Origin of the sequence: Bacteroides sp. AF32-8BH, assembly GCF_003435205.1 — a bacterium.
In the GTDB taxonomy this organism is placed as follows: Bacteria; Bacteroidota; Bacteroidia; order Bacteroidales; family Bacteroidaceae; genus Bacteroides; species Bacteroides ovatus.
This window is the reverse complement of record NZ_QVLZ01000051.1, coordinates 18,868-41,560: the sequence shown is the minus strand read 5'-3', so window position 1 is coordinate 41,560 and position 22,693 is coordinate 18,868. Positions and strand designations below refer to the sequence as shown.

Annotated in this window: 17 protein-coding genes; 10 read left to right on the top strand and 7 right to left on the bottom strand. The window is 43.1% G+C overall.

The annotated features are described in order from the left end of the window. Positions 1-8 precede the first annotated feature (8 nt). The 10 genes from DWZ47_RS25845 to DWZ47_RS25800 all read left to right on the top strand — a co-directional run bounded on the left by DWZ47_RS25845 (position 9) and on the right by DWZ47_RS25800 (position 14,978). Entirely contained in the window at positions 9-1,010 is a 1,002-nt protein-coding gene (locus DWZ47_RS25845; RefSeq protein ID WP_004324836.1) for a hypothetical protein, read from the top strand. Between the two features lie 13 nt (positions 1,011-1,023). Next, a complete protein-coding gene (locus DWZ47_RS25840; protein ID WP_233525112.1) occupies positions 1,024-2,394 on the top strand; it encodes a hypothetical protein in 1,371 nt (456 codons plus the stop codon). A 39-nt stretch (positions 2,395-2,433) separates the two neighbouring features. Then, complete coding sequence (locus tag DWZ47_RS25835) at positions 2,434-3,282, top strand: hypothetical protein (protein ID WP_117515156.1); 849 nt, start codon at positions 2,434-2,436, stop codon at positions 3,280-3,282. A 202-nt stretch (positions 3,283-3,484) separates the two neighbouring features. Continuing rightward, positions 3,485-4,348: an AAA family ATPase gene (locus DWZ47_RS25830; RefSeq protein ID WP_032843051.1), complete on the top strand. Its 864-nt coding sequence runs from the start codon at positions 3,485-3,487 to the stop codon at positions 4,346-4,348. 22 nt (positions 4,349-4,370) lie between these two features. Then, positions 4,371-5,399 carry a DUF4435 domain-containing protein gene (locus DWZ47_RS25825; protein WP_055236319.1) on the top strand — a complete coding sequence of 343 codons (1,029 nt, stop codon included), beginning with the start codon at positions 4,371-4,373 and terminating at the stop codon, positions 5,397-5,399. Positions 5,400-5,436: 37 nt separating this feature from the next. Beyond that, positions 5,437-6,777: a mechanosensitive ion channel family protein gene (locus tag DWZ47_RS25820; protein ID WP_085930461.1), complete on the top strand. Its 1,341-nt coding sequence runs from the start codon at positions 5,437-5,439 to the stop codon at positions 6,775-6,777. Between the two features lie 34 nt (positions 6,778-6,811). Continuing rightward, positions 6,812-7,708, top strand: a complete 897-nt coding sequence (locus DWZ47_RS25815) for an AraC family transcriptional regulator (RefSeq protein ID WP_004301439.1) — start codon at positions 6,812-6,814, stop codon at positions 7,706-7,708. A gap of 300 nt (positions 7,709-8,008) precedes the next feature. After that, positions 8,009-10,723 carry a TonB-dependent receptor gene (locus DWZ47_RS25810; RefSeq protein ID WP_117515154.1) on the top strand — a complete coding sequence of 905 codons (2,715 nt, stop codon included), beginning with the start codon at positions 8,009-8,011 and terminating at the stop codon, positions 10,721-10,723. A 43-nt stretch (positions 10,724-10,766) separates the two neighbouring features. Then, positions 10,767-11,975, top strand: coding sequence for a hypothetical protein (locus tag DWZ47_RS25805; protein ID WP_117515152.1), 1,209 nt, complete (start codon positions 10,767-10,769; stop codon positions 11,973-11,975). A 192-nt stretch (positions 11,976-12,167) separates the two neighbouring features. After that, entirely contained in the window at positions 12,168-14,978 is a 2,811-nt protein-coding gene (locus DWZ47_RS25800) for an ATP-binding protein (protein ID WP_009039048.1), read from the top strand. Between the two features lie 140 nt (positions 14,979-15,118). Here DWZ47_RS25800 and DWZ47_RS25795 read toward each other — a convergent pair whose 3' ends face one another. From DWZ47_RS25795 to nuoH, 7 genes are all read right to left on the bottom strand, one after another. Further along, on the bottom strand, positions 15,119-16,558 hold the full coding sequence (locus tag DWZ47_RS25795; RefSeq protein WP_004312106.1) for an NADH-quinone oxidoreductase subunit N: 1,440 nt from the start codon (positions 16,556-16,558) through the stop codon (positions 15,119-15,121). 37 nt (positions 16,559-16,595) lie between these two features. Beyond that, positions 16,596-18,080, bottom strand: a complete 1,485-nt coding sequence (locus DWZ47_RS25790; RefSeq protein ID WP_004312107.1) for a NuoM family protein — start codon at positions 18,078-18,080, stop codon at positions 16,596-16,598. Positions 18,081-18,118: 38 nt separating this feature from the next. Next, entirely contained in the window at positions 18,119-20,050 is a 1,932-nt protein-coding gene (gene nuoL, locus DWZ47_RS25785) for an NADH-quinone oxidoreductase subunit L (RefSeq protein ID WP_004312108.1), read from the bottom strand. Positions 20,051-20,241: 191 nt separating this feature from the next. Beyond that, on the bottom strand, positions 20,242-20,550 hold the full coding sequence (gene nuoK, locus DWZ47_RS25780) for an NADH-quinone oxidoreductase subunit NuoK (protein ID WP_004312109.1): 309 nt from the start codon (positions 20,548-20,550) through the stop codon (positions 20,242-20,244). A 37-nt stretch (positions 20,551-20,587) separates the two neighbouring features. After that, positions 20,588-21,100 (bottom strand): NADH-quinone oxidoreductase subunit J, encoded by a 513-nt coding sequence (locus tag DWZ47_RS25775; RefSeq protein ID WP_004312110.1) that lies wholly within the window; start codon positions 21,098-21,100, stop codon positions 20,588-20,590. 2 nt (positions 21,101-21,102) lie between these two features. Then, positions 21,103-21,591, bottom strand: a complete 489-nt coding sequence (locus DWZ47_RS25770) for a 4Fe-4S binding protein (protein WP_004305338.1) — start codon at positions 21,589-21,591, stop codon at positions 21,103-21,105. Positions 21,592-21,603: 12 nt separating this feature from the next. Next, positions 21,604-22,680: an NADH-quinone oxidoreductase subunit NuoH gene (nuoH, locus tag DWZ47_RS25765; protein ID WP_004315645.1), complete on the bottom strand. Its 1,077-nt coding sequence runs from the start codon at positions 22,678-22,680 to the stop codon at positions 21,604-21,606. Between the last annotated feature and the right edge of the window lie 13 nt (positions 22,681-22,693).

Genomic DNA, 22,693 nt, shown 5'->3' with positions numbered 1-22,693 from the left:
AGAAGAAGATGAAAAGTATAATTTTGAGTTGGGCATTGGTAGCAGTTTGTACACTGATGACTCTACCTGTGCAAGCCCAGGATGCTGTGAAACTGGAAATTGCTGACGGTTTATATGATGCCGGCTTAAAGGCAAAGATGGAAAAGTCTACCAGCGCATTGCTGACAGAAATCAATAAAGCATTTAAAGAAAACAGAGCATTGAATCTGGTATCTTTAGGACTGACCGATACGGCAGAACGCGGATTGAGCGCGCTATGGGAGAATACACATTTCTATTGTGATGATTCGGAAGTCGTGCAATCCTGTATCCGTAACGGAAACGGGTATCAGGTTCGCCAGATCCCTCTAATGATTAAGCCTGTGGGCGAGACACTGGATGATGAATATCAGGAAGCTGTGATTAACTATGACGCAAGCGGAAACATCACACGTTTCAATTTTACACTAAGCACTACTGTTTATCAGAATGTGATGAAGAAAGGTAAAACAGTGACCGAGATTGCCCGTCGCCAGGAAATCCTTTCCTACGTAGAGCAGTTCCGTACAGCTTACAACGAACAGGATATTCTATTTCTGGATAATATCTTCAGCGAAGATGCATTGATTATCACAGGTTCGGTGACCGAAGTCAAGAAAACTGATGGCACAGGAATTACTTATAATAAAGTGACTTACAAGAAACAAGGCAAGCAGGAATATATCAACAACCTGAAAAAAAGTTTTCGTGCAAACAAGTGGATCAATGTCCGCTTCGACGATGTGAAGGTTGTAAAACACCCTAACCCGAAGATGGAAGGTTTCTACGGAGTAACCGTTCATCAACTTTATGCCAACAGCAGTGGCTATAAAGATGACGGTTATCTGTTTATGTTGTGGGATTTCCGCGATAAGGATCAGGTACAGATTCATGTGCGTACCTGGCAGCCTCGTTGGATGAATGATAATCACACGGAAGAAATAGCCCAGGAAGATATTTTCACTCCCGGTGATTTCGTAATTGATTTATAATTGTAAAAGTACGATGAAACGAATCTATCATATTCTATTATTACTAAGCTGTGCGTTAGTGATAGGGATGAAGGCGAATGCGCAAAGAGTTTTCTTTGTGGAACCCAAAGAAGACCCCTCCATTACAGCCGGTCCCAATCAGGTGAAGATTATCATCCATTCTAATAGCGACAAGCTGGCGATGACTCATAATATGGGAGAGGAAAAAGGAGTAAGAACCACGAATGACGACGGGACTTACCGCTATACCATTAATTATAGTTTTCCCGAAGATTATGAGGATAATTTCATAAAATCCACTTTTTTGGTCCGGCTACCCGTCGGACAGAAAGACTTTATGCTTGTTTTGCGGAAAGGGAAAGGCTATGTGGGGACGTTCAATGAGAACTTCATAACGATTGAAAAGAACAATGACGGACTCTTCCCGCAGTCGAAGGCTGCCAAAGTCACGTTCCTGTCTGCCATGAAAAAGCTGGATATAGAGTGTAACGGCAAGTTGTGTTTTTCCGACGGACAGGCTGTTCCGGTGGCCGATGTCAACTTCTCTTCTTCCGTGAAGCAGGAAGGCGGTGAATTGAACGCTTATATCATAGAATTCATGTTGGATGAAGAGAAAAAGACACCGACATTCATCAAACGCCCTGTATTCAAAATCAAGGTAGGAGCTTCCAATGCCATTGATGTAGACCTCGGAGGTGACTTGGAATTTAAAAAGTCATATAGCTATACCATTGTCAGCAACGTGAAGATTGTTGAAAAAGAAGCTTCGTTTGACGAACTCCTCGCCAAAGCTCAAACCAAAGAGAAAGAAGCCGATTTCTTTGCTGCCGCCAATGCTTATCAGGATGCCCGTAGCCATGAAAACTGCCCTGTGGATAAACGAGGTGAACTGGAAGCTCAACTGGGGAAGATGAACTCTGCCCGTAAGTTCCTTTTTTATGCGGAGAAATTCGAGAGACAGGGAGCAAGAGTGGAACGCAAAGAAGGGTTTACGGCCGATAGCGTATTCATCTACTATCGCGGAGCGATCCGTAGCTATAAGAAAGTGCTGGAATATGCCCCCGGTACAACTGAATTTGAACGTCGTGCAGAAGAACTGGATGAAAAACTGAAAGCCCACCCGATGAACAGCAAGGTGACAACAGTCACTGTGAAATATCAGGAAATAATCGGCAGACACCCGAATGGTGGCGGGATACCGATCTATGCTTCCAATACTCCCGATAACCCGAAACCCAATAGTGATGACAAACCTCTGGGCACTACCCGGGGCGATGGTTCATTCCGTGTCGTTTTCAAGGATACGCCTCCTCCTTACCTCTACTTCTATGGCGATAAGAAATCATACAAGATAGATAGCACGACAACTGAAATAGTTTTCTAATCAAATCTACTATAAATTAAACATTTAAACTTTGCAATCATGAGAAACAAACATCTGTTATTAGTTTTCGTGGCTATGTTAGGATTAGCTTTTGTGTATCCGACGTCTTTGAGCGCCCAGAAAGACAAGAAGAAAAAAGAGAAAAAAGAACTCATCTGGGAACTGCCCGAACCATCGGGAGATCCAACCATTGATGGGTATCTGCTGTCTTGTGACACCTTGTATCATAAGATTTCAACTTATAGAGACAGCCTTTTTCACTACAAATATCAGGAGGCTTCTTTCTCCGTAGGAGGAAAAAACTATCTTTTCAAATGTATGATTGATTCCGTAAACAATCAGTTCTTGAGTTACGGTATGGGACGTTGGCAGGTAGCACAAGGTATTATGACAGGGGCTGAAATAATTCTCGATGCCACCAGTCTTAGTCTGAATACAGCTTCTGCCGCCCTTGCTCTTCCAAATCTGAAGTTGAAGGCACTAAAATATTTCAAACCAGTCAAGGACTTGGGGCCTCATGTGATCGGTATGGGGTTGAAAGAAATTCCCGCCATCAAGAAAGAGTGTCAGAACACTATGCGTAAGTATGGCAATGCAAAGAAAGCAGCTATCCTTCCTGAAAACATCGACCCGGCTGTTCGCGAACACCTGATGGCTGAACTGGGAATCGACGCAAATACTTTTGAAAAATGGTATTACAAATATATTTTCGTCAATGAAGATATACAGGAAGCTGCCGAAGGAACTGAAAACCAAGTAGTGGAAAAGACGGAAGAAGAAAAAGACGCAGGCAACAAACTGACCGATTACAAGAACTTCGGTGTAGCCGATTTGCCGGAAGGACAGGCTGAACCGTCGGCAGAAGAAGAAATGAACTTATTGAGTTAATCGAAACCGGACTTGTTCTTATACAACTTCTGACCTAAAGAACAGTTTTTGAAATACGAATGGCGCAGTAATGTGGACAAAATCTGAAATCCACCTTACCTGCGTCATTCTTTTTATTTGTTACCTTTATTGAAAACTGCTGTAATCGTGATTCATTTATCGTATGATTTGTTTATATTTGCCTTGATTAAACTTGAATATTATGGAACAACAAGCCAATTATATCCGTCGTATCGAGATACACGGACTATGGGAACGCTTTAATATAGGATGGGATTTGCGTCCCGATGTGAACATCCTCTCCGGCATCAACGGAGTGGGGAAGACTACCATTCTGAACCGTTCGGTGGGATACCTCGAAGAACTTTCCGGTGAAATGAAAAGTGACGAGAAGAACGGAGTGCGTCTCTTTTTCGACAATCCCCAGGCAACCTATATTCCTTATGACGTCATCCGGAGCTACGACCGCCCCCTGATTATGGGTGACTTCACAGCCCGCATGGCCGACAAGAATGTAAAGTCTGAACTGGACTGGCAGCTTTATCTCTTGCAACGCCGTTACCTCGATTATCAGGTCAACATTGGTAATAAGATGATTGAAATGCTTTCCAGCATTGATGAAGAAGAGCGTCGTAAAGCAGCTACATTATCTGTAGCCAAACGTCGTTTTCAGGATATGATTGACGAACTGTTCAGCTATACACGCAAAAAGATAGACCGGAAACGGAACGATATCGCTTTCTATCAGGATGGCGAACTATTATTCCCTTATAAACTGTCGTCCGGTGAAAAGCAAATGCTGGTTATCCTGCTGACCGTACTCGTGCAGGACAACAGCCATTGTGTATTGTTTATGGATGAGCCGGAAGCCTCCCTTCATATAGAATGGCAGCAGAAACTGATTGCTATGATACGTGAACTGAATCCGAATGTGCAGATTATCCTGACTACCCATTCGCCTGCCGTCATTATGGAAGGCTGGCTGGATGCCGTGACAGAAGTAAGCGATATATCTACCACCGTAGGGCACAAGCTCGACAAGGATTCTTCCAACTGTAATTTGTAATTCGTAACCTGTAATAGAACAAATGGCAACTTCACTACGAGATAATCTGACTTCTTCTTATTTCAATGCCGCCCATAAGCTTTATCCGAAGAAAGCCCGCCGACGTATCATCGCTTACGTAGAAAGCTATGACGACATCGCTTTCTGGCGCACATTGCTTGAAGAGTTTGAAGACGACGAACACTATTTCCAAGTGATGCTTCCTTCGGCCACCTCCCTGGCAAAAGGAAAAAAGATGGTACTCATGAACACGCTGAATACAGCCGAATTGGGGAGAAGTCTGATTGCCTGTGTGGACAGTGACTATGATTTCCTGTTGCAGGGAGCTACCAATACCTCCCGTAAAATCAACCGGAGCAGGTATATTTTTCAGACTTATACCTATGCTATTGAAAACTATCATTGTTTTGCCGAAAGCCTTCACGAAGTATGTGTGCAGGCTACGTTGAATGACCGTTCCATTTTAGATTTCAACTTCTACCTGAAGAAGTACTCCGAGATTGTATATCCGCTTTTCCTCTGGAACGTATGGTTCTATCGCCAACGGGATACTTACACCTTCCCCATGTACGATTTCCATACCTATACTTCTTTGCGTGAGATCAATCTCCGGCATCCGGAGAAGAGCTTGGAATCTCTTCAACAACGGGTTAATCAGAAGTTGGCAGAGTTGAAAAAGAAATTCCCCCATAACATCAATCAGGTGAATGGATTGCGGACTGAATTTAAGGAACTGGGCTTGGTGCCGGAAACTACTTACTTGTATATGCAGGGACACCATGTGATGGATAATGTGGTAATGAAACTACTGATTCCGGTCTGCACCGTATTGCGCCGTGAACGGGAACAGGAAATCAAGCGGCTGGCCGAACACAATGAACAGTTCAGAAACGAACTGACTTGTTATCAGAACAGCCAGGTGAACGTAGAAATCATGCTCAAGAAGAATGTAGCCTACAAAAGACTCTTCCATTATGATTGGCTACGGCAGGATATCAGTGAATATTTGGAAGAAGGAAAGAATAAAGAAGAAAAGAAACAGAGATCATAAATAAAAGAAAAACTAAAAAAGAGAGAGACGATTGCTTATGAAAGAAGTAAAAGAAGTGGTTGATACAGTGAGTGTGGCATTGGCAAACGGGCAACCGGAAGAAGCAGGTAATGTGGTGATGCAAGAAGTGAATCATGCTTTGCTCTCGATGGGAGTGGATGAAGCTATGGCTGATAAGATTGATAACTTTATCATCTTATTGTTTATTATTGGAATAGCATTACTGGCCAATCTGATTTGCCGCAAGATTATTCTGCGTACCGTGGCTAAATTGGTGAGACAGACAAAAGCTACTTGGGATGATATTGTATTTAATGATAAAGTAATGGTGAACATCAGCAGGATGGTGGCGCCTATATTGATTTATATATCTATTCCTATTGCTTTTCCCGAACATGCAGACTCTGCTTTGCTTGATTTTCTTCGAAGACTTTGCATGATTTATATCCTTGCAGTCTTTCTTCGCTTCGTCAGTGCTTTGTTCACGGCTGTGTATCTGGTATATAGCGCGCGTGAGCAATATAAAGACAAACCTTTGAAGGGGCTTTTGCAGACAGCGCAAGTCATTCTCTTCTTTATAGGAGCTATCATCATTATCAGTATTCTGATAAAGCAGAGTCCGGTGGTGTTGCTGACCGGATTGGGAGCTTCCGCTGCGGTTCTGATGTTAGTTTTCAAGGACAGTATCATGGGATTTGTCTCCGGCATCCAGCTTTCCGCCAATAATATGCTGAAGGTGGGCGATTGGATCACGATGCCGAAATATGGTGCGGACGGTACAGTGATAGAAGTAACATTGAATACCGTAAAAGTACGTAACTTCGACAATACTATCACCACCATTCCTCCTTACTTGTTGATTAGTGATTCTTTCCAAAACTGGCAGGGAATGCAGGAATCCGGCGGACGTCGTGTGAAACGCTCTATCAATATAGATATGACTAGTGTGCATTTCTGTACGCCGGAGATGTTGGCAAAATACCGGAAGATACAACTGTTGAAAGACTATGTGGATGAAACGGAAAAGGTAGTGGAAGAATATAATAAGGAACATCATATCGACAACTCTGTGTTAGTGAATGGACGCCGGCAAACAAACTTGGGAGTTTTCCGTGCCTATCTGACTAACTATCTGAAGAATCTGCCTACCGTCAATCAAGACCTGACCTGCATGGTACGTCAGCTTCAGCCTACTGAAACCGGTATCCCATTGGAACTTTATTTCTTTTCTGCCAATAAAGTATGGGTTGCCTACGAAGGCATACAGGCAGATGTTTTCGATCATGTGCTTGCCATTATTCCCGAATTCGACTTGCGTGTCTTCCAAAACCCGTCGGGGGCAGACCTGCATCGGATAGGGGTAAAGATAGAAAACTAATCAAACGATAAAACGCTTATAAATTGTAATTACTATGACTACACCGTTATCCAACCAGATTATCCGTGAAATCACTCCTTTATCAGATAAGGATTGCTTTTACATTGCGGAGCGTTATAAAACGGAATTCACTTATCCTATACACAACCACTCCGAGTTTGAATTGAACTTCACCGAAAAGGCTGCCGGAGTAAGGCGGATTGTAGGAGACTCTTCCGAAGTGATAGGTGATTATGATTTGGTGTTGATAACAGGAAAAGACTTGGAGCACGTCTGGGAACAGAACGAGTGCCGTTCGAAAGAGATACGGGAGATTACGATTCAGTTTTCTTCCGATCTTTTCTTCAAGAGCTTTATCAATAAGAATCAGTTCGACTCTATCCGCCGGATGCTGGATAAAGCACAAAAAGGGCTTTGTTTCCCGATGTCCGCCATACTCAAAATATATCCGTTGCTGGATACGCTTGCTTCAGAGAAGCAAGGATTTTATGCGGTCATTAAATTTATGACGATCTTGTATGAACTTTCTCTCTTTGAGGAAGAGGCACGTACCTTGTCCAGTTCGTCTTTTGCCAAGATAGATATTCATTCGGACAGCCGGCGTGTGCAGAAAGTGCAGGAGTACATCAATACACATTATCAGGAAGAAATACGTCTGGGGCAGTTGGCCGATATGGTGGGGATGACGGATGTGTCATTCAGCCGCTTCTTCAAGCTGCGTACAGGCAAGAATCTTTCCGATTATATCATTGATATTCGGCTGGGCTTTGCTTCCCGGTTGTTGGTAGATTCTACAATGTCTATTGCCGAGATTTGTTATGAGTGCGGTTTTAATAACCTTTCCAATTTCAACCGGATCTTCAAGAAGAAAAAGAGTTGTTCGCCTAAAGAGTTTCGCGAGAACTACCGGAAGAAAAAGAAACTGATTTAGTGTATTCATCCTTATGAACTAATTCGCCGAATACGGAGAATTAGGTTTCGATATGCATAAAATTAATAGTCAGACGATTAATTTTATGCATAATGAGAGATAAAAGAGTGAAGTTCCGGTCTTAAATTTGCTTATAAACAAGTTAAACTAATAGCGTAACTGATTGATAATACATACGTTTGTAACATCTTGTCATCATCTTGCAATGACTCTTTCAATAGATTGTATTTATTTCGTCTTATAGTTGTAATGCTCACCCTCTATCTTTGCCGACGTAATTAAAACGTAGAGCAAAGTTAGATGAAAAAACTATTTCTTATCCGATTTTCAGTGGTAGCCTTTTTTTGCCTGTTGTGTGTACTTCCTGCATTGGCTGCCAATATCAAGATTAAAGGAGCTGTGAAAGACAAACTATCCAAGGAACCTTTGATAGGAGCTACGATACGTTTGCTCGGAACTCAAGCCGGAGCAGTGACCGATATGGAGGGTAATTTTGAATTGAACAGCATGGGCGTTCTGGAAGGTATGTATGATATTGAGATTAAATATGTAGGCTACAAAACGGAAGTACGCCGTAAAGTACGTGTGGAGAATGGAAAACTGGTGATACTGAATTTGGAGTTGGAAACCGATGCACAGGAACTTGCCGATGTGGTGGTTGTAGCTAAGAAGAATAGGGAAAATGAGAATATGCTGTTGCTCGAACAGCAAAAAGCAGTCATTGCCGTACAATCTGTTGGTGTCAGGGAGCTTTCCCGCAAAGGTGTTTCGGATGCAGAAGGTGCTGTGACGAAAGTTGCCGGAGTGTCTAAACAAGACGGAGTGAAAAATGTCTTTATCCGTGGATTGGGTGACCGGTACAATGCAACTACTTTTAATGGATTTGCTCTTCCTTCCGAAGATCCGGAATATAAGAATATCTCTCTTGATTTCTTCGGTACGGATATTATTCAGTCCGTAGGCGTAAATAAAGCATTCAACGCGGGAGGCAGCAGCGATGTCGGAGGGGCAACCATTGATATTGTATCCAAAGAACTAATTGGTAGCGGTAATCTGGGATTCGGCATTTCCGGTGGCTTGAATACACAAACGGTAGCAGCCGATTTTCTGAAACAGGATGGAGTGAACTTCATGGGCTTTGCCAATCGTACCGAACCTGCCGATGAAAACTCATGGAACTTCAGAAATAAGTTAGATCCTTCCGCTCAACATTTCCAAATAAACCGGAGTTACAGTATTTCCGGAGGTAAACGATTCTATGTCGGAAAAGACAGAAATCCGCTTTCTTTCTTCCTGACCGCCGGACATACGACGGATTATCAGTATACGGATGAAATCATACGTAATACAACTACCAGCGGTACGGTCTACAAAGATATGAATGGAAAGAAGTATGCGGAGAATATCAGTCAGCTGGCACTTGCCAATGTGGATTTCGATATGCAGAACCGTCATCACATCAGTTATAATTTGATGATGATTCATGCCAATACCCAGTCGGTGGGTGATTACAACGGCAAGAACTCGATTTTTAGTGACGACTATGAAAGTCTCGGATTCACCCGTCGCCAACAAACAAATGACAATATGCTGATCGTTAACCAACTGATGACTAACTGGGGATTGACCAAATCATTAAGTCTCGATGCAGGTGCTTCCTATAATATGGTGAAAGGGTATGAACCGGATCGTCGTATCAATAACCTGACTAAAGCGGAAGACGGCTATACGTTGCTAAGGGGCAACTCACAACAGCGCTACTTCTCAACTTTAGATGAAGACGACTTGAATGTAAAAGCAGGCTTGGTCTATCGTCTGAAAGATAATATAGAAGAGATTTCGAATGTCCGTTTCGGATATACAGGCCGATTCGTAGATGATAACTTCAAAGCTACAGAGTATAACCTGACCGTAGGACATGTTTCTAGCATTTCTTCTTTGGACGACTTCTCGCTTGACGATTATTATAATCAGGAAAACTTTGCTTCCGACTGGTTCAAGATACAAAAGAACCTAGATGAATATACCGTGAAAAAGAATATCCATTCCGCTTATGCCGAGGCTACCTACCAGTTTACTCCCCGTTGGATTGTGAATCTGGGAATGAAATACGACAAAGTAGATATTGAAGTGGATTACAATGTGAATCGTGGAGGCTCTAAAGGAAACAATACCATCCAAAAAGATTATTTCCTGCCCAGCTTGAATCTCAAATACAATCTGAATGATAAAAACTCGCTTCGTCTGGGAGCTAGTAAAACATATACGCTTCCGCAGGCAAAGGAAATATCTCCTTACCGTTATGTCGGCGTGAACTTCAACAGTCAGGGTAACCCCAATCTGAAACCTTCGGATCATTATAACCTTGATCTGAAGTGGGACTTTAATCCCACTCCGACCGAGTTGATTTCTCTCACAGCTTTCTATAAATTGATTAAGAATCCAATATCCCGCATCGAAGTGGCAAGCGCCGGAGGTTATCTTTCTTATGAGAATATAGCGGATAAGGCAACCGTGGCAGGAGTGGAAGTAGAAATACGTAAGAATCTGTTTGTCCGTCCGGTGAGTAATGCTGCGCACGGAATGAATAAACTCTCTTTGGGATTGAATGGCTCTTATATCTACACGAATGCAAAAATGCCTTTGGCAACGGTTACCACCGGCTCGCAACTGGAAGGAGCTGCACCGTGGATTGTCAATTTCGACCTCTCGCATAACTTCACGAAAGGAGAACGCAGTTTTGTCAATACATTGGTACTTAATTATGTGAGTGATAAGATATATACCATTGGCACACAGGGTTATCAGGATATGATGGAGAAGGGAGTACTGACACTGGATTTTGTGTCCCAAGCCAAACTGAACAAGCATCTTTCGCTTAACCTGAAAGCCCGCAACTTGTTGAATCCCTCTTCTAAGTTAAGCCGCAAAGCGAACGAAAACGGGGAAAAGGTGATACTGAATGATTATAAGAAAGGAATAAATATAAGCCTGGGAGTGTCGTGTACATTCTAAGCCGGGTGATGAAATAAGATTATTAACTAATAATGAAAGCAAAATGAAAAGATTGTTTGTGAACTTTATGACGTTTGCCGTTATGGCAACAGCACTTACATTGACTGCATGTAGCAGTGATAGTGACGGAGACGGTGATGGTAACGGAGATGGTGGAAACAACGGTGGGACCGGTAGCTCTATTGTTGTGGGCGAAAATATCCTGTCCGGCACGCTGACCGGAGAACAGACACTGGAAGCTAAGGAATATATTCTGAACGGAACGGTAGTCATTGAAAATGGAGGCCGTCTGAATATCCCTGCCGGAACAACGATTAAGGCTCGCGAAGGTTTCAGCAGTTATCTGCTGGTAGCACAGGGCGGTAAACTTTATGCTGACGGTACAGCTGATAAACCGATTGTTTTCACTGCCAATTCAACAACCCCTACATCCGGCTATTGGGGAGGAATCATTATCAATGGTAAAGCTCCGATTTCCGGTTCGAACGCCAATAAGAGTGATACAGGTCTGACGGAAATCGACAACAACTATAAATACGGTGGTAATGTCGATAATGACAATTCCGGTTCACTGACTTATGTGAAAATCTGCTATGCCGGTGCCCGCTCTACTGCCGATATCGAGCACAACGGATTGACACTGAACGGTGTTGGAAACGGTACCAAGATTGAGAATATCTACATTCTTGAGAGCGCGGATGATGCCGTCGAATTCTTTGGCGGTACGGTGAATGTAACCAACTTGTTGGCTGTGAACCCGGATGATGACATGTTCGACTTCACTCAAGGATATTCCGGTAAATTGAAAAACTGCTATGGCGTTTGGGAAAGCGGTTATACCAGTACGGAAGCAGATCCGCGCGGCATTGAAGCAGATGGTAACTTGGATGGTGACTATTCGGATCATTTACGTCAGTCGGATTTTACGGTTGAAAATATGACAATCGTAAATAATGCTGCCAATACAACGGATAATGTAGACCGTATGCAAGATGTGATTAAAATCCGTCGTGGAGCAAAAGCTACGATCACCAATGCCCTTGTCAAAGGTTCAGGCGGTACAATCGATTTGATTGATATGAATGACAATAAAGGTACAGGAAATGCTGCTTCCAGCATCAGCATCACCCATACATTGAACTTTAAGAATAAGCTGAACGGTACATTGAATACATTTACCGAGCCAACTACGAATACAGGTGCAGATGCATCCCTGTTCACTTGGAGCGGATATAATTTCTCTTCCTTATAAATAAGATATAGAGTAGCAAAGTGTATCTTTTTTAATAGGAGGTATGGGAGAATTTGTAACAAACAGATTCTCCCATATTCTATTTATTTGTTTTCGTAATCTTCTTTTAGCTTTTTTATTTGCTCCTTTATGGTATCAGTGATTACCTTTTTCGTATATTTGTCAACCTATTATTTTACAACGATACAAAATATGCAAACAGACAACGAGCGATACAAAAAAATGGCTTCTCTTGCACAAATCGGATGGTGGGAAGTAGATTTAACGGCAGGATGTTATTTATGTTCCGATTATCTTTCTGATCTTTTGGGATTGGACGGCGACACCATCTCTACTTCGGATTTTCTAAACCTGATACGTGAAGATTATCGCAAGCAGATTGCTCAGGAGTTCCGGGCAAATTCTTCTATCCATAAGGACTTTTACGAACAAACTTTCCCGATTCATTCAAAATATGGTGAGGTTTGGCTGCATACCCGTCTGGCTTTTCGTGAGAAGGGTACGGGTGTTGATGGAGGTGATAAGTCCTTCGGAATAATCCAGCGCGTTGAGGCTCCCAAGGAGGAAGATCAAAGGGATGCATTAAGGCGTGTGAATGATTTGCTTTGTCGTCAGAATTTTGTTTCGCAATCGTTGCTTCGTTTCCTACGTGATGAGGCAGTAGAATCTTGTATCGCAGATATTTTAAGAGATATTCTGAATCTTTATAATGGAAAAGGTCGTGTTTATATTTTTGAATACGATGAAATTTATGCCCATCATAGTTGTATCTACGAAGTTGTTTCTGAAGGAGTATCGGCAGAGATAGACAATCTGCAGGACATGCCTGCCAGTGAGTCAAAATGGTGGAGTGAACAGATATTATCGGGCAAGCCGATTATTTTAAATACACTGGAGCAGTTATTAGAAGAGGCTCCTGATGAATATCAGATTCTTGTAGTTCAGGGAATCAAATCGTTAATGGTGACTCCTTTGATGACAGGCGACCGCGTTTGGGGATATATGGGGATTGATTTGGTTGAGACCTACCATGACTGGAGTAATGAAGATTTTCAATGGTTCTCCTCATTGGGAAATATTATAAATATCTGTATCGAGTTGCGTAAAACTAAGGACAAGGTAATCCGTGAACAGACTTTCCTAAATAATCTGTTTCATTTTATGCCGATGGGATATATACGTATGTCCATTATCCGTGACGAGAATAATAAACCTTGCGATTATCGGGTGACGGATGCGAATGAGGTCAGTTCAACCTTTTTCGGGCTTCCTTTGGAGTCGTATATTGGTTCTTTGGCATCTGAAAAGCATCCTGACTATCTCCAAAAACTTAATTTTCTGGAAGAGATACTGGATAGTAATTCTTATAGGGAGAAAGATGAATATTTTCCAAGAACGGAACGGTATACGCATTGGGTTATTTATTCTCCCGGAAAAGATGAAATAGTCGGTTTGTTCCTCGATTCTACAGGATCGGTACAAGCTAACCGGGCATTGGACCGTAGCGAGAAGCTCTTTCAGAACATATTTGCTAATATTCCGGCAGGAGTAGAGATCTACGATAAGGATGGCTATTTGATAGACCTGAATAATAAGGATTTGGAGATATTCGGTGTAGTGAATAAGTCGGATGTGATCGGAGTTAACTTCTTTGATAATCCGAATGTGCCGCAGAACATACGTGATCGTGTACGGAATGAAGATTTAGTAGATTTCAGACTTAATTATTCTTTTGAGCAAGCAGGAGGATATTATGAGACAAGCCGTTCTAATGTGATAGAACTATATTCGAAGGTTAGTAAACTATATGATAATGAGGGCAACTTCAGCGGATATATTTTAATAAGCATTGACAATACGGAGCGTATTGATGCAATGAACCGTATTCGTGATTTTGAGAATTTCTTCTTGATGATATCCGATTATGCAAAAGTAGGATATGCTAAATTGAATCTCTTGAACCGCAAAGGTTATGCTATAAAACAGTGGTATAAGAATTTAGGTGAGGAGGAAGATATTCCTTTGAGTGAGGTGGTAGCAGTTTATAGCCAAATGCATCCCGAAGACCGTAAGCGTTTCCTTGATTTTTATGATGGAGTCAGAGACGGAAAAAGGAGGCATTTCCAAGGGGAGATGCGTATTCGTCGTCCCGGAACGAAGAACGAATGGAATTGGGTCAGCAGTAATGTGATGGTCACCAATTATAAACCGGAAGAAAATGAAATAGAAATCATCGGTATCAATTATGACATTACAGAATTGAAGGAGACTGAAGCCGAATTGATTCAGGCACGTGATAAAGCAGAGATGATGGATCGTTTGAAAAGTGCTTTCCTTGCCAATATGAGTCATGAAATCCGTACGCCGCTGAATGCCATTGTCGGTTTCTCCGATTTGCTGGTAGAAACTGAAGAGCTGGCAGAACGTCAGGAGTATATTAAGATTGTACGTGAGAATAATGAACTTTTGTTGCAATTAATTTCAGATATACTCGATTTGTCAAAGATTGAAGCGGGTACATTTGAGTTTACTAACGGAGATGTAGATGTAAATCTGTTATGTGAGGATATTGTCCGCTCTATGGGGATGAAAGCGAAAGAAGAGGTGGAACTGGTGTTTGATGATCATCTTCCGGTTTGTCATGTCATTAGTGACCGTAACCGTATACATCAGGTGATCTCTAACTTTGTTAACAATGCAATGAAGTTTACCTCTGAAGGTAGTATTCATGTGGGATATAAACTAAAAGATGGCGAATTGGAATTCTATGTTGAAGATACAGGCATCGGTATTGAAAAAGAGCAGTTGCCACATATCTTTGAGCGTTTTGTGAAGCTTAATTCTTTTGTACACGGTACAGGATTGGGACTTTCTATCTGTCAGAGCATCGTTGAACAATTAGGTGGGCGGATTGGCGTTGATTCTGAAAAAGGAAAAGGATCAAGGTTTTGGTTTACTATTCCCGGAGTGATCGTGACGGAAGAGATGAACTGTGCCCGGTAGAGTGGTAATAAGGCAGGTGAATATCTTCCTTCCTCATTAATAAAAGCGGCTTTTATATAGAAGAAACGGTCTTGGTTTTGATGTCGATTGATACTGACATGAAACCAAGACCGTTTCTTTGGTGAAAAGGTGTAGTCCGTTTAAATTCCGAACGACAGTTTATCGATAGATTGATATACGATACTTGCAATACCCAGTCCGATGATACCCAATGTGCAAAGTGCTAGTCCCCATTTTGTGCAACGATCGCTGCGGAAAGTAGGAATCGGGTTGTCGGAAGGAGTGATGTACATTGCTTTTACAATCAATAGATAGTAATACAACGAAATCACTGTATTTACCAATGCGATGAATACCAGCAAGTGGAAACCTGCATCGAAAGCAGCCATGAAGATAAAAAACTTAGAGAAGAATCCGGCAAACGGAGGGATGCCTGCCAATGAGAACAGAGACAGAGTCATCAAGAGAGCGATTTTAGGATTCGTTTTATAAAGTCCTGCGTAATCTTCGAGCGTGAATTTCTGACTGCGTAATGCCACGATAGTGATAACGGCAAATACTCCGAGGTTGGCGGCAGCGTACACTAATACATAATATACCAATGCCGTCATGCCTTGTGCTGTGCCTCCGATAACGCCTAACATAATATATCCCGCTTGCGAAATACTGGAGAACGCCATCAAACGTTTCAGGTTTTGCTGACGGACAGCAAATATATTTGCAATAGTGATAGAAGCGATGGTTACCCAATAAAGTACTTCCTGCCAGTCATTAATCATTGGAGCGAATACTTTGATAAGGACAGCCAATAAAACAAATGCTGCCGATCCTTTTGATATAACACTCAAATAAGCGGTAACTGTACTCGGAGCGCCTTCGTAAACGTCTGCTGTCCATAAGTGGAACGGAACCAGTGACAACTTGAATGCCATTCCTGTGAAGAAGAATATAAATGCCATGATCTGTAACGGATTTCCGTCGATATGGGCAGGGAGGTCATCGAAATAAAGAGTCCCGGCAGAACCATAGATCATGGACAGACCAAACAACAGCAATGCACTGGAGAAAAGAGCTGTCAGAATGTATTTGGCACCTGCTTCGGCAGAGTTGTGACGGTATTTATCGAAGGCAATCAATGCTGCCATCGGAATAGAAGCTGTTTCAAGACCGATGAAGAACATCAGGAAATGTCCGGCGGAAATCATGAGATACATACCAAACAAGGTAGAGAGTGTAAGCACATAGAATTCTCCTTGTTTGAATGAAGTGTCTTCTCTTTTCATCCACTCGTGCGCCATCAGGAAAACAATCAGTGTACCGACATTCAGGATCGATTTAACAACTGTGTGCATCGGTACATAGTGATACATACCACCGAATGCATCGGTAGCAGTTCCCGGAATCAAGTTGATAGCCGTATGGATAGCCATCAGAATAACGGGCAACATAGTGTTCAGGCGTGCTTTCCCACTATTTTTGTGTGCATCCGGACTCATGAAGAGGTCAGCTAGAAATAGCAGCAGTAAGACAGCTATGAGCGACAGCTCTTCTCGCATATTTAGAAATTGTGAATAATCCATCTTGTTTATTTATGAATTAAGAATTATGATTTATGAGTTAGGGGATTAGTTGTGAGACAACCGGTAATACGCTTTCACCAATCATGTGGCTAACCCAGAAAGGAGCCATACCTAGTCCGGCAACGCAAACGATGAGGCAGATAACGGCTACACGTTCGTCCCAAGTTGCGTCGGTCAGTTCGAGGTGATGTTTGTTGGTGCAGGTTCCGTATAGAATCTTACCTACCAGGCGCAGGATGTAGACTGCGGTAATCACAATCGAAGAGCAGGCGATGATGGTCAGTGTGCGGTGAAATACGTCGTTGTTCTGGAAAGAGCCGACGAAGATGGTCATTTCAGCAATGAAACCGCTTAATCCCGGCAGACCGAGGTTGGCAAGACCGGCAATCACATAACATACACTAAGGAACGGCATAATTTTCATTAAACCGGCAAGTTCGCGAACGTCACGTGTGTGTGTACGTCCATATATCATACCGATCAGAGCAAAGAACAAGGCTGTCATTAATCCGTGTGAAAGCATTTGAAGGATTGCTCCTGTTGCTGCTGTCTGGTTTAGCATCAGAATGGCGAAAAGAACCAGTCCGCAGTGAGATACGGATGAATAAGCATTGATATATTTCAAGTCGGTCTGTACGCAAGCGGAGAAGGCTCCGTAGACTACAGAGATACCTGTCAGTATCAGGAATATCCAGGAAAGTTCGTTGGCTGCTTCCGGCATCAGATACATGGCGATACGGAAACATCCGTAACCTCCCAGTTTCATCAATACTCCGGCATGAAGCATGGATACGGCAGTCGGGGCAGAAGCGTGACCGTCAGGACTCCATGTGTGGAACGGGAAAAGGGCGCCCAATACACCGAAGCCGAGGAAAGTCAGCGGGAACCAGATGCATTGCTGTGCAAAAGGTATGTTGTGCAACTGTGCAATTTCGAGAAGGTTCATGGTGGTTGCTCCCGAGCCGAAATAGATTCCGAGAATACCGATCAATAGGAAAGCGGAACCGCCCATCAACATAAGGGTCAGTTTCATGGCTGCATATTCTTTACGTCCTGATCCCCATACACCAATCAGCAGGTACATCGGTATCAACGCAATTTCATAGAACATGAACATGGTGAACAAATCGACGGATATAAAGAATCCGAATACTCCCATAGACAACAGGGTGAACCAGAGGAAATATTCTTTCGTCAGCGGTTGCAGGCGCCAGGAAGCGAATGTACCGGTGAATACGATGACAGCAGACAATAACAACATGGCTACCGAAATTCCGTCAACACCTACTGAATAAGATATGTGAAGCGGGGCATACCAAAGCGTATCTGCACGGAAAAGCATTTCTGCCGTATTTCCGGCGCTACGCTCTCCCAGATACAGGAATGTAAGTACGACGGAGGCAATCAGAAGTGCCGATGCGCCAGTAACCATAACCCCCCGGATGGCTTTGATTCCTCGTGCTGCCCAAAGTCCGGCCAGCATCAATAAGGGGATAAGTACGAATATGGATAAGAAATTCATCTTTATGATTTACTATTTAAAGATTTACTATTTACTATTTAGAGAATCAGCAGTAGGATAAGTGCCAATGCACCGCAAAGGAACACATACGCATATTGTTGTACCTGACCGCTCTGCAAACCACGAATCTCGTCGCTTGTTGTATTGGTGGCCCATGCCAGGAAGTCAAAGAATCCATCCACTACATGACGGTCGAACCATGCGATAGGAGTAGAGATGCAGCGGAAGATAATCTTATGCGTAATAAACTGGTAGATATCATCAATATAGAAGCGATTATAGGCTGCCTTGTGCAGACCTTTGAATCGTTTTGCCAACGAATCAGCAACAGGCTGTTTGGCATTCTTGTACATCCATGTAGCGATTGCAATCGAAATAATCGCAATAACAACGCTCGTAATAGCTACTGACGGATCGAGATGGATAGAATAAGATTCACCATTCGAACTGATGAAGTGTCCGAAAGGAATAAATCCTGCTCCACAAGTTACAACTGCCAGGAACATCAGCGGGAAAGTCATAGCCAACGGACTCTCATGTGGGCGGCAAGGTGCCGCTTCCAAGTTTCCGTGCGGCGTGTTATGTTCCGAATGGGAACCTGCCCGGGGCGGCTCGCTCCCCCAAAAAATACCGTAGTAAAGGCGGAACATATAGAAAGCTGTCATTGCAGCGATGACTGTCATCACCCATCCCATTACAGGGCTGTATTGGAAACAAGCAGCCAGAATTTCATCCTTCGAGAAGAAGCCCGAGAACGGAGGAATACCGGCAATAGCCAGACAAGCAATCAGGAATGTCCAGTGAGTGATCGGCATATATTTGCGTAAACCTCCCATAGCGGACATTTCATTAGAATGTACGGCATGGATAATGCTACCTGCACCGAGGAAGAGTAATGCCTTAAACATGGCATGTGTGAAAAGGTGGAACATGGAAGCCATGTAGCCCAAACCTCCTTCGTGCGGATTCATGGAAGTACAAACACCCAGAGCTACCATCATGAAGCCAATCTGTGAAATGGTAGAGAAAGCCAGTACACGTTTGATGTCTGATTGTACGCAAGCCACACTTGCCGCGTAGAATGCTGTAAATGCACCTACCCAAGCAACCATGTGCAGCGTATTCGGTGCGTATGTAATGAAAAGTGGGAACATACGTGCCACCAGATATACACCGGCAACTACCATGGTAGCCGCATGAATCAATGCGCTGACCGGAGTAGGACCTTCCATTGCATCCGGCAACCAGATATGCAACGGGAACATGGCACTTTTACCGGCACCACCGACAAACATCAGTCCGAGAGCCAACGGAAGCATAGAAGCTCCACCGCTTATCAAGGATACTGTATCCGGAGTGAAGCCGAATGTACCACCGTAATATCCGTAAATCAGGATACCGATCAGGAAGCCCAAGTCAGCAAAGCGAGTAACAATAAACGCTTTCTTGGAAGCAGCAATGGCAGCCGGTTTTGTATAATAAAAACCGATTAGCAGGTAAGAACTTACCCCCACCAGCTCCCAAAAAAGGTACATCTGGAAGATGTTGGTTGCAACGACCAATCCCAGCATAGACATGGTAAACAGGGATAGGAAAGCGTAATAGCGTTGAAAACCGACTTCTCCTTTCATGTAACCGAAAGAGTAGATATGTACCATCAGTGACACTGTAGAGATGACGATCAACATCATTACCGATATAGGATCGAGCAAGATGCCCAAATCGAAGTGTAAAGTCTCTGTAAAAGGAAGCCACGTGAAGTTGTAAGGCATCAGTGTGGCGAATGTTCCGTCTTCCAGTCGTGGAGCGGAGAAATATTGGATAGCTGTAACGTAGGATAGTACTGCTACTGCTCCCAGTATCAGCGTACCGATTGTACCCGCTGTCCGGTGGGACATCCATTTACCTCCGATTCCCAATATGAGAAAGGAGAAGAAAGGAAGAAGGAGTATTAGAATTGTTAGTTCCATACAGTTTTATTTAATTACTTGAGTTATTATTATTAATTTTTGGTCTTATAGCTGATAATCACTATACTCGGACCTTCTGTTTGGTTTCCCGGTGTGAAACTAGTTGTTCCTCGGTGAGAAACACTTTGTTTCTCGGTGTGAAACGAAGTGTTTCAAGGGATGAAACACCTTGTTCCTGGGAATGAAACAAATCACCACTTCAACTCGTCCAGGTTGCGCACCTGAATGCTTCGAAGATTACGATAAATGTTAATCATGATGGCGATAGCTATTGCAGTTTCCGCAGCCGAGATGGCGATGGAAAAGAGTGCAAAGAAATAACCCTCCATTCCCCCCGGAAAAAGGAAACGATTGAATACGGCGAAGTTGATGTCCGTAGCATTCAGCATTAACTCTACAGAAATCAGGATAGCCAGTGTATTTCGGCGGGTAAAGAATCCATAGATTCCTGCAAACATCATGATGGTAGAAACTACCAGGTAATATTCCATGTGTATCATATTCGAACTCTATTTTGATAGTTAATACTTAAAATTCCTATCTCTTACGTGCAATCATGATGCCACCGATGATACACGCCAGCAATAATATGCTGACAGCTTCGAAAGGCAATACATAACCGTATTTGTCACTACTTAATAAAGCGTTCCCGATAGCATGAATGCTAATTTCTTGCGGGGCCAAATTAGCTGTCTGCATGAAATCGTGCTTCAGTGTGATAAACAGGATAATGGCCAAACCGGCAATCATAGTGAAGAGTCCGGCTAAGACTTTACTTCGTTTTGCTTTCTCGGCCCGGTCGCCTTCTCCACTGGTCAATAGGATGGAGAATACATAAAGAACGACGATACCACCGGCATAAACCATAATCTGAACGGAACCCAGAAAGGTGTAACCCAGCAAAAAATAGATGCCGGCCGTGCCGAAGAGCACGAAGAGCAGGTAGGTGGCCGAGCGTACGATACGTTGGGTAGTCACCGTCATGATGGACATAGCAATAATAAATGCTGCCAAAAAGTAGAATACTACTGTTTCAAGTGTTGATCCCATATCTAAACTTCTTTTTTCTTTTCTATTACTTTACTACCGTCGTGGTTCAACTTCAGGACAAGTTTCGTCCGGTCGAAGACTGCATGTTCGAAGTTCTGGTCGAACGTGATGGCATCGTGCGGACAAGCATTGACACAGAGCTGGCAGAACATACAGGCACCCAAATCATATTCATAGGTTGCCAGAATTTTCTTCTTCTTTCCATCTTCTGTTTCGACGGTTTCGCTGGTCACTTTGATTGTATCGTTCGGACAGGCCATTTGACACAATCCGCAAGCTACACAGCGATGTTCATTATTCTCATTGTGGGGCATATTCAGCGTACCACGAAAACGGTCGAACATTTTCAGCTCTTTCCGGTTTTCGGGATATTGCTCGGTCACTTTCTTACGGAAGTATACCTTGATGCTGGTTTTCATACCCGTTGCCAGTGTACTGATGCCATGCACCAGACCACCTAAGTACGTATATTTTTTATCTTTATATTCCATAATTTTCATTTATCAAAAGTGGAAGCCGAAAGCTACGCAGCATGCCATTAATAATAGATTTACCATAGAAATTGGAACCAGGTATTTCCATTCCAGATTCAAGATCTGGTCGATACGCAAGCGTGGGAAAGTCCATTTGATCCACATCAGAAGGAATACCACAAAGAATGCTTTGGCGAAGAACCAGATAAAGCCCGGAATATAATCCATTACAGTGTTAAATCCATCCAAACCAACAATGTGCAGCGGCATCCATCCTCCCAGGAAGATGGTGGCGGCAACACTGGCTACGATAAACAGATTCAAGTATTCTGCCAGATAGAAGAAACCGAAACCCATACCGGAGTATTCAGTATGATATCCGGCTGTCAGCTCACTTTCCGCTTCGGGAAGGTCGAACGGGCCACGGTTACATTCTGCATTTCCGGCAATCAGATAGATGATGAAAGCAATGACCGCAGGAATATGTCCCTTGAAGATGAACCAACCATCAGCTTGTCCTTCTACGATTTCAGAAAATTGCATGGTTCCCGTCAGCACTACCATTGTCATGATACTCATACCAACCGAAAGTTCATAACTGATAATCTGTGCACCGCTTCGCATGGCACCGATCAAAGAGAATTTGTTGTTACTACCCCAACCGGCCAGCAAGATACCGACAACTCCAATGCTGGAAGCTGCCAACAGGAAGAACACGCCCACATTAAAGTCCAGAATCGCCGCACCTTTATTAAAAGGAATACAAGCGAAAGTCAGGAATGAAGCGATAATCACCATGAATGGAGCAAGATTGTAAAGGAAATGGTCGGCACCCTTCGGCATGAAGATTTCTTTGGTCAGCATTTTGAGCACGTCGCAGACCACTTGGATAGAACCCCATTTACCAACACGGTTCGGTCCAAGACGACACTGGAAGAAACCGCAGACCTTACGCTCCATGTAGATCAATATGATAGCCAGGATGGCATACAGTGCTACGAGGCACACGCCGACAGCTACACATTCTATAAAGATGGCTAATCCCTCCGGCATAATGGAGAGCAGTAGCTCATGTATCCAGTTTGTTACTATACTAAAGTCGAACATATATTTTTAATAA

Bases quoted from the DNA above. Each gene is read 5' to 3' on its own strand.
- DWZ47_RS25795 (WP_004312106.1), bottom strand. From the start codon at position 16,558: ATGGATTATTCACAATTTCTAAATATGCGAGAAGAGCTGTCGCTCATA.
- DWZ47_RS25805 (WP_117515152.1), top strand. From the start codon at position 10,767: ATGAAAAGATTGTTTGTGAACTTTATGACGTTTGCCGTTATGGCAACA.
- DWZ47_RS25770 (WP_004305338.1), bottom strand. From the start codon at position 21,591: ATGGAATATAAAGATAAAAAATATACGTACTTAGGTGGTCTGGTGCAT.
- DWZ47_RS25775 (WP_004312110.1), bottom strand. From the start codon at position 21,100: ATGGGATCAACACTTGAAACAGTAGTATTCTACTTTTTGGCAGCATTT.
- nuoK (WP_004312109.1), bottom strand. From the start codon at position 20,550: ATGATACACATGGAATATTACCTGGTAGTTTCTACCATCATGATGTTT.
- DWZ47_RS25835 (WP_117515156.1), top strand. From the start codon at position 2,434: ATGAGAAACAAACATCTGTTATTAGTTTTCGTGGCTATGTTAGGATTA.
- DWZ47_RS25800 (WP_009039048.1), top strand. From the start codon at position 12,168: ATGCAAACAGACAACGAGCGATACAAAAAAATGGCTTCTCTTGCACAA.
- DWZ47_RS25810 (WP_117515154.1), top strand. From the start codon at position 8,009: ATGAAAAAACTATTTCTTATCCGATTTTCAGTGGTAGCCTTTTTTTGC.
- DWZ47_RS25815 (WP_004301439.1), top strand. From the start codon at position 6,812: ATGACTACACCGTTATCCAACCAGATTATCCGTGAAATCACTCCTTTA.
- DWZ47_RS25830 (WP_032843051.1), top strand. From the start codon at position 3,485: ATGGAACAACAAGCCAATTATATCCGTCGTATCGAGATACACGGACTA.
- nuoL (WP_004312108.1), bottom strand. From the start codon at position 20,050: ATGGAACTAACAATTCTAATACTCCTTCTTCCTTTCTTCTCCTTTCTC.
- DWZ47_RS25820 (WP_085930461.1), top strand. From the start codon at position 5,437: ATGAAAGAAGTAAAAGAAGTGGTTGATACAGTGAGTGTGGCATTGGCA.
- DWZ47_RS25790 (WP_004312107.1), bottom strand. From the start codon at position 18,080: ATGAATTTCTTATCCATATTCGTACTTATCCCCTTATTGATGCTGGCC.
- DWZ47_RS25845 (WP_004324836.1), top strand. From the start codon at position 9: ATGAAAAGTATAATTTTGAGTTGGGCATTGGTAGCAGTTTGTACACTG.
- DWZ47_RS25840 (WP_233525112.1), top strand. From the start codon at position 1,024: ATGAAACGAATCTATCATATTCTATTATTACTAAGCTGTGCGTTAGTG.
- nuoH (WP_004315645.1), bottom strand. From the start codon at position 22,680: ATGTTCGACTTTAGTATAGTAACAAACTGGATACATGAGCTACTGCTC.
- DWZ47_RS25825 (WP_055236319.1), top strand. From the start codon at position 4,371: ATGGCAACTTCACTACGAGATAATCTGACTTCTTCTTATTTCAATGCC.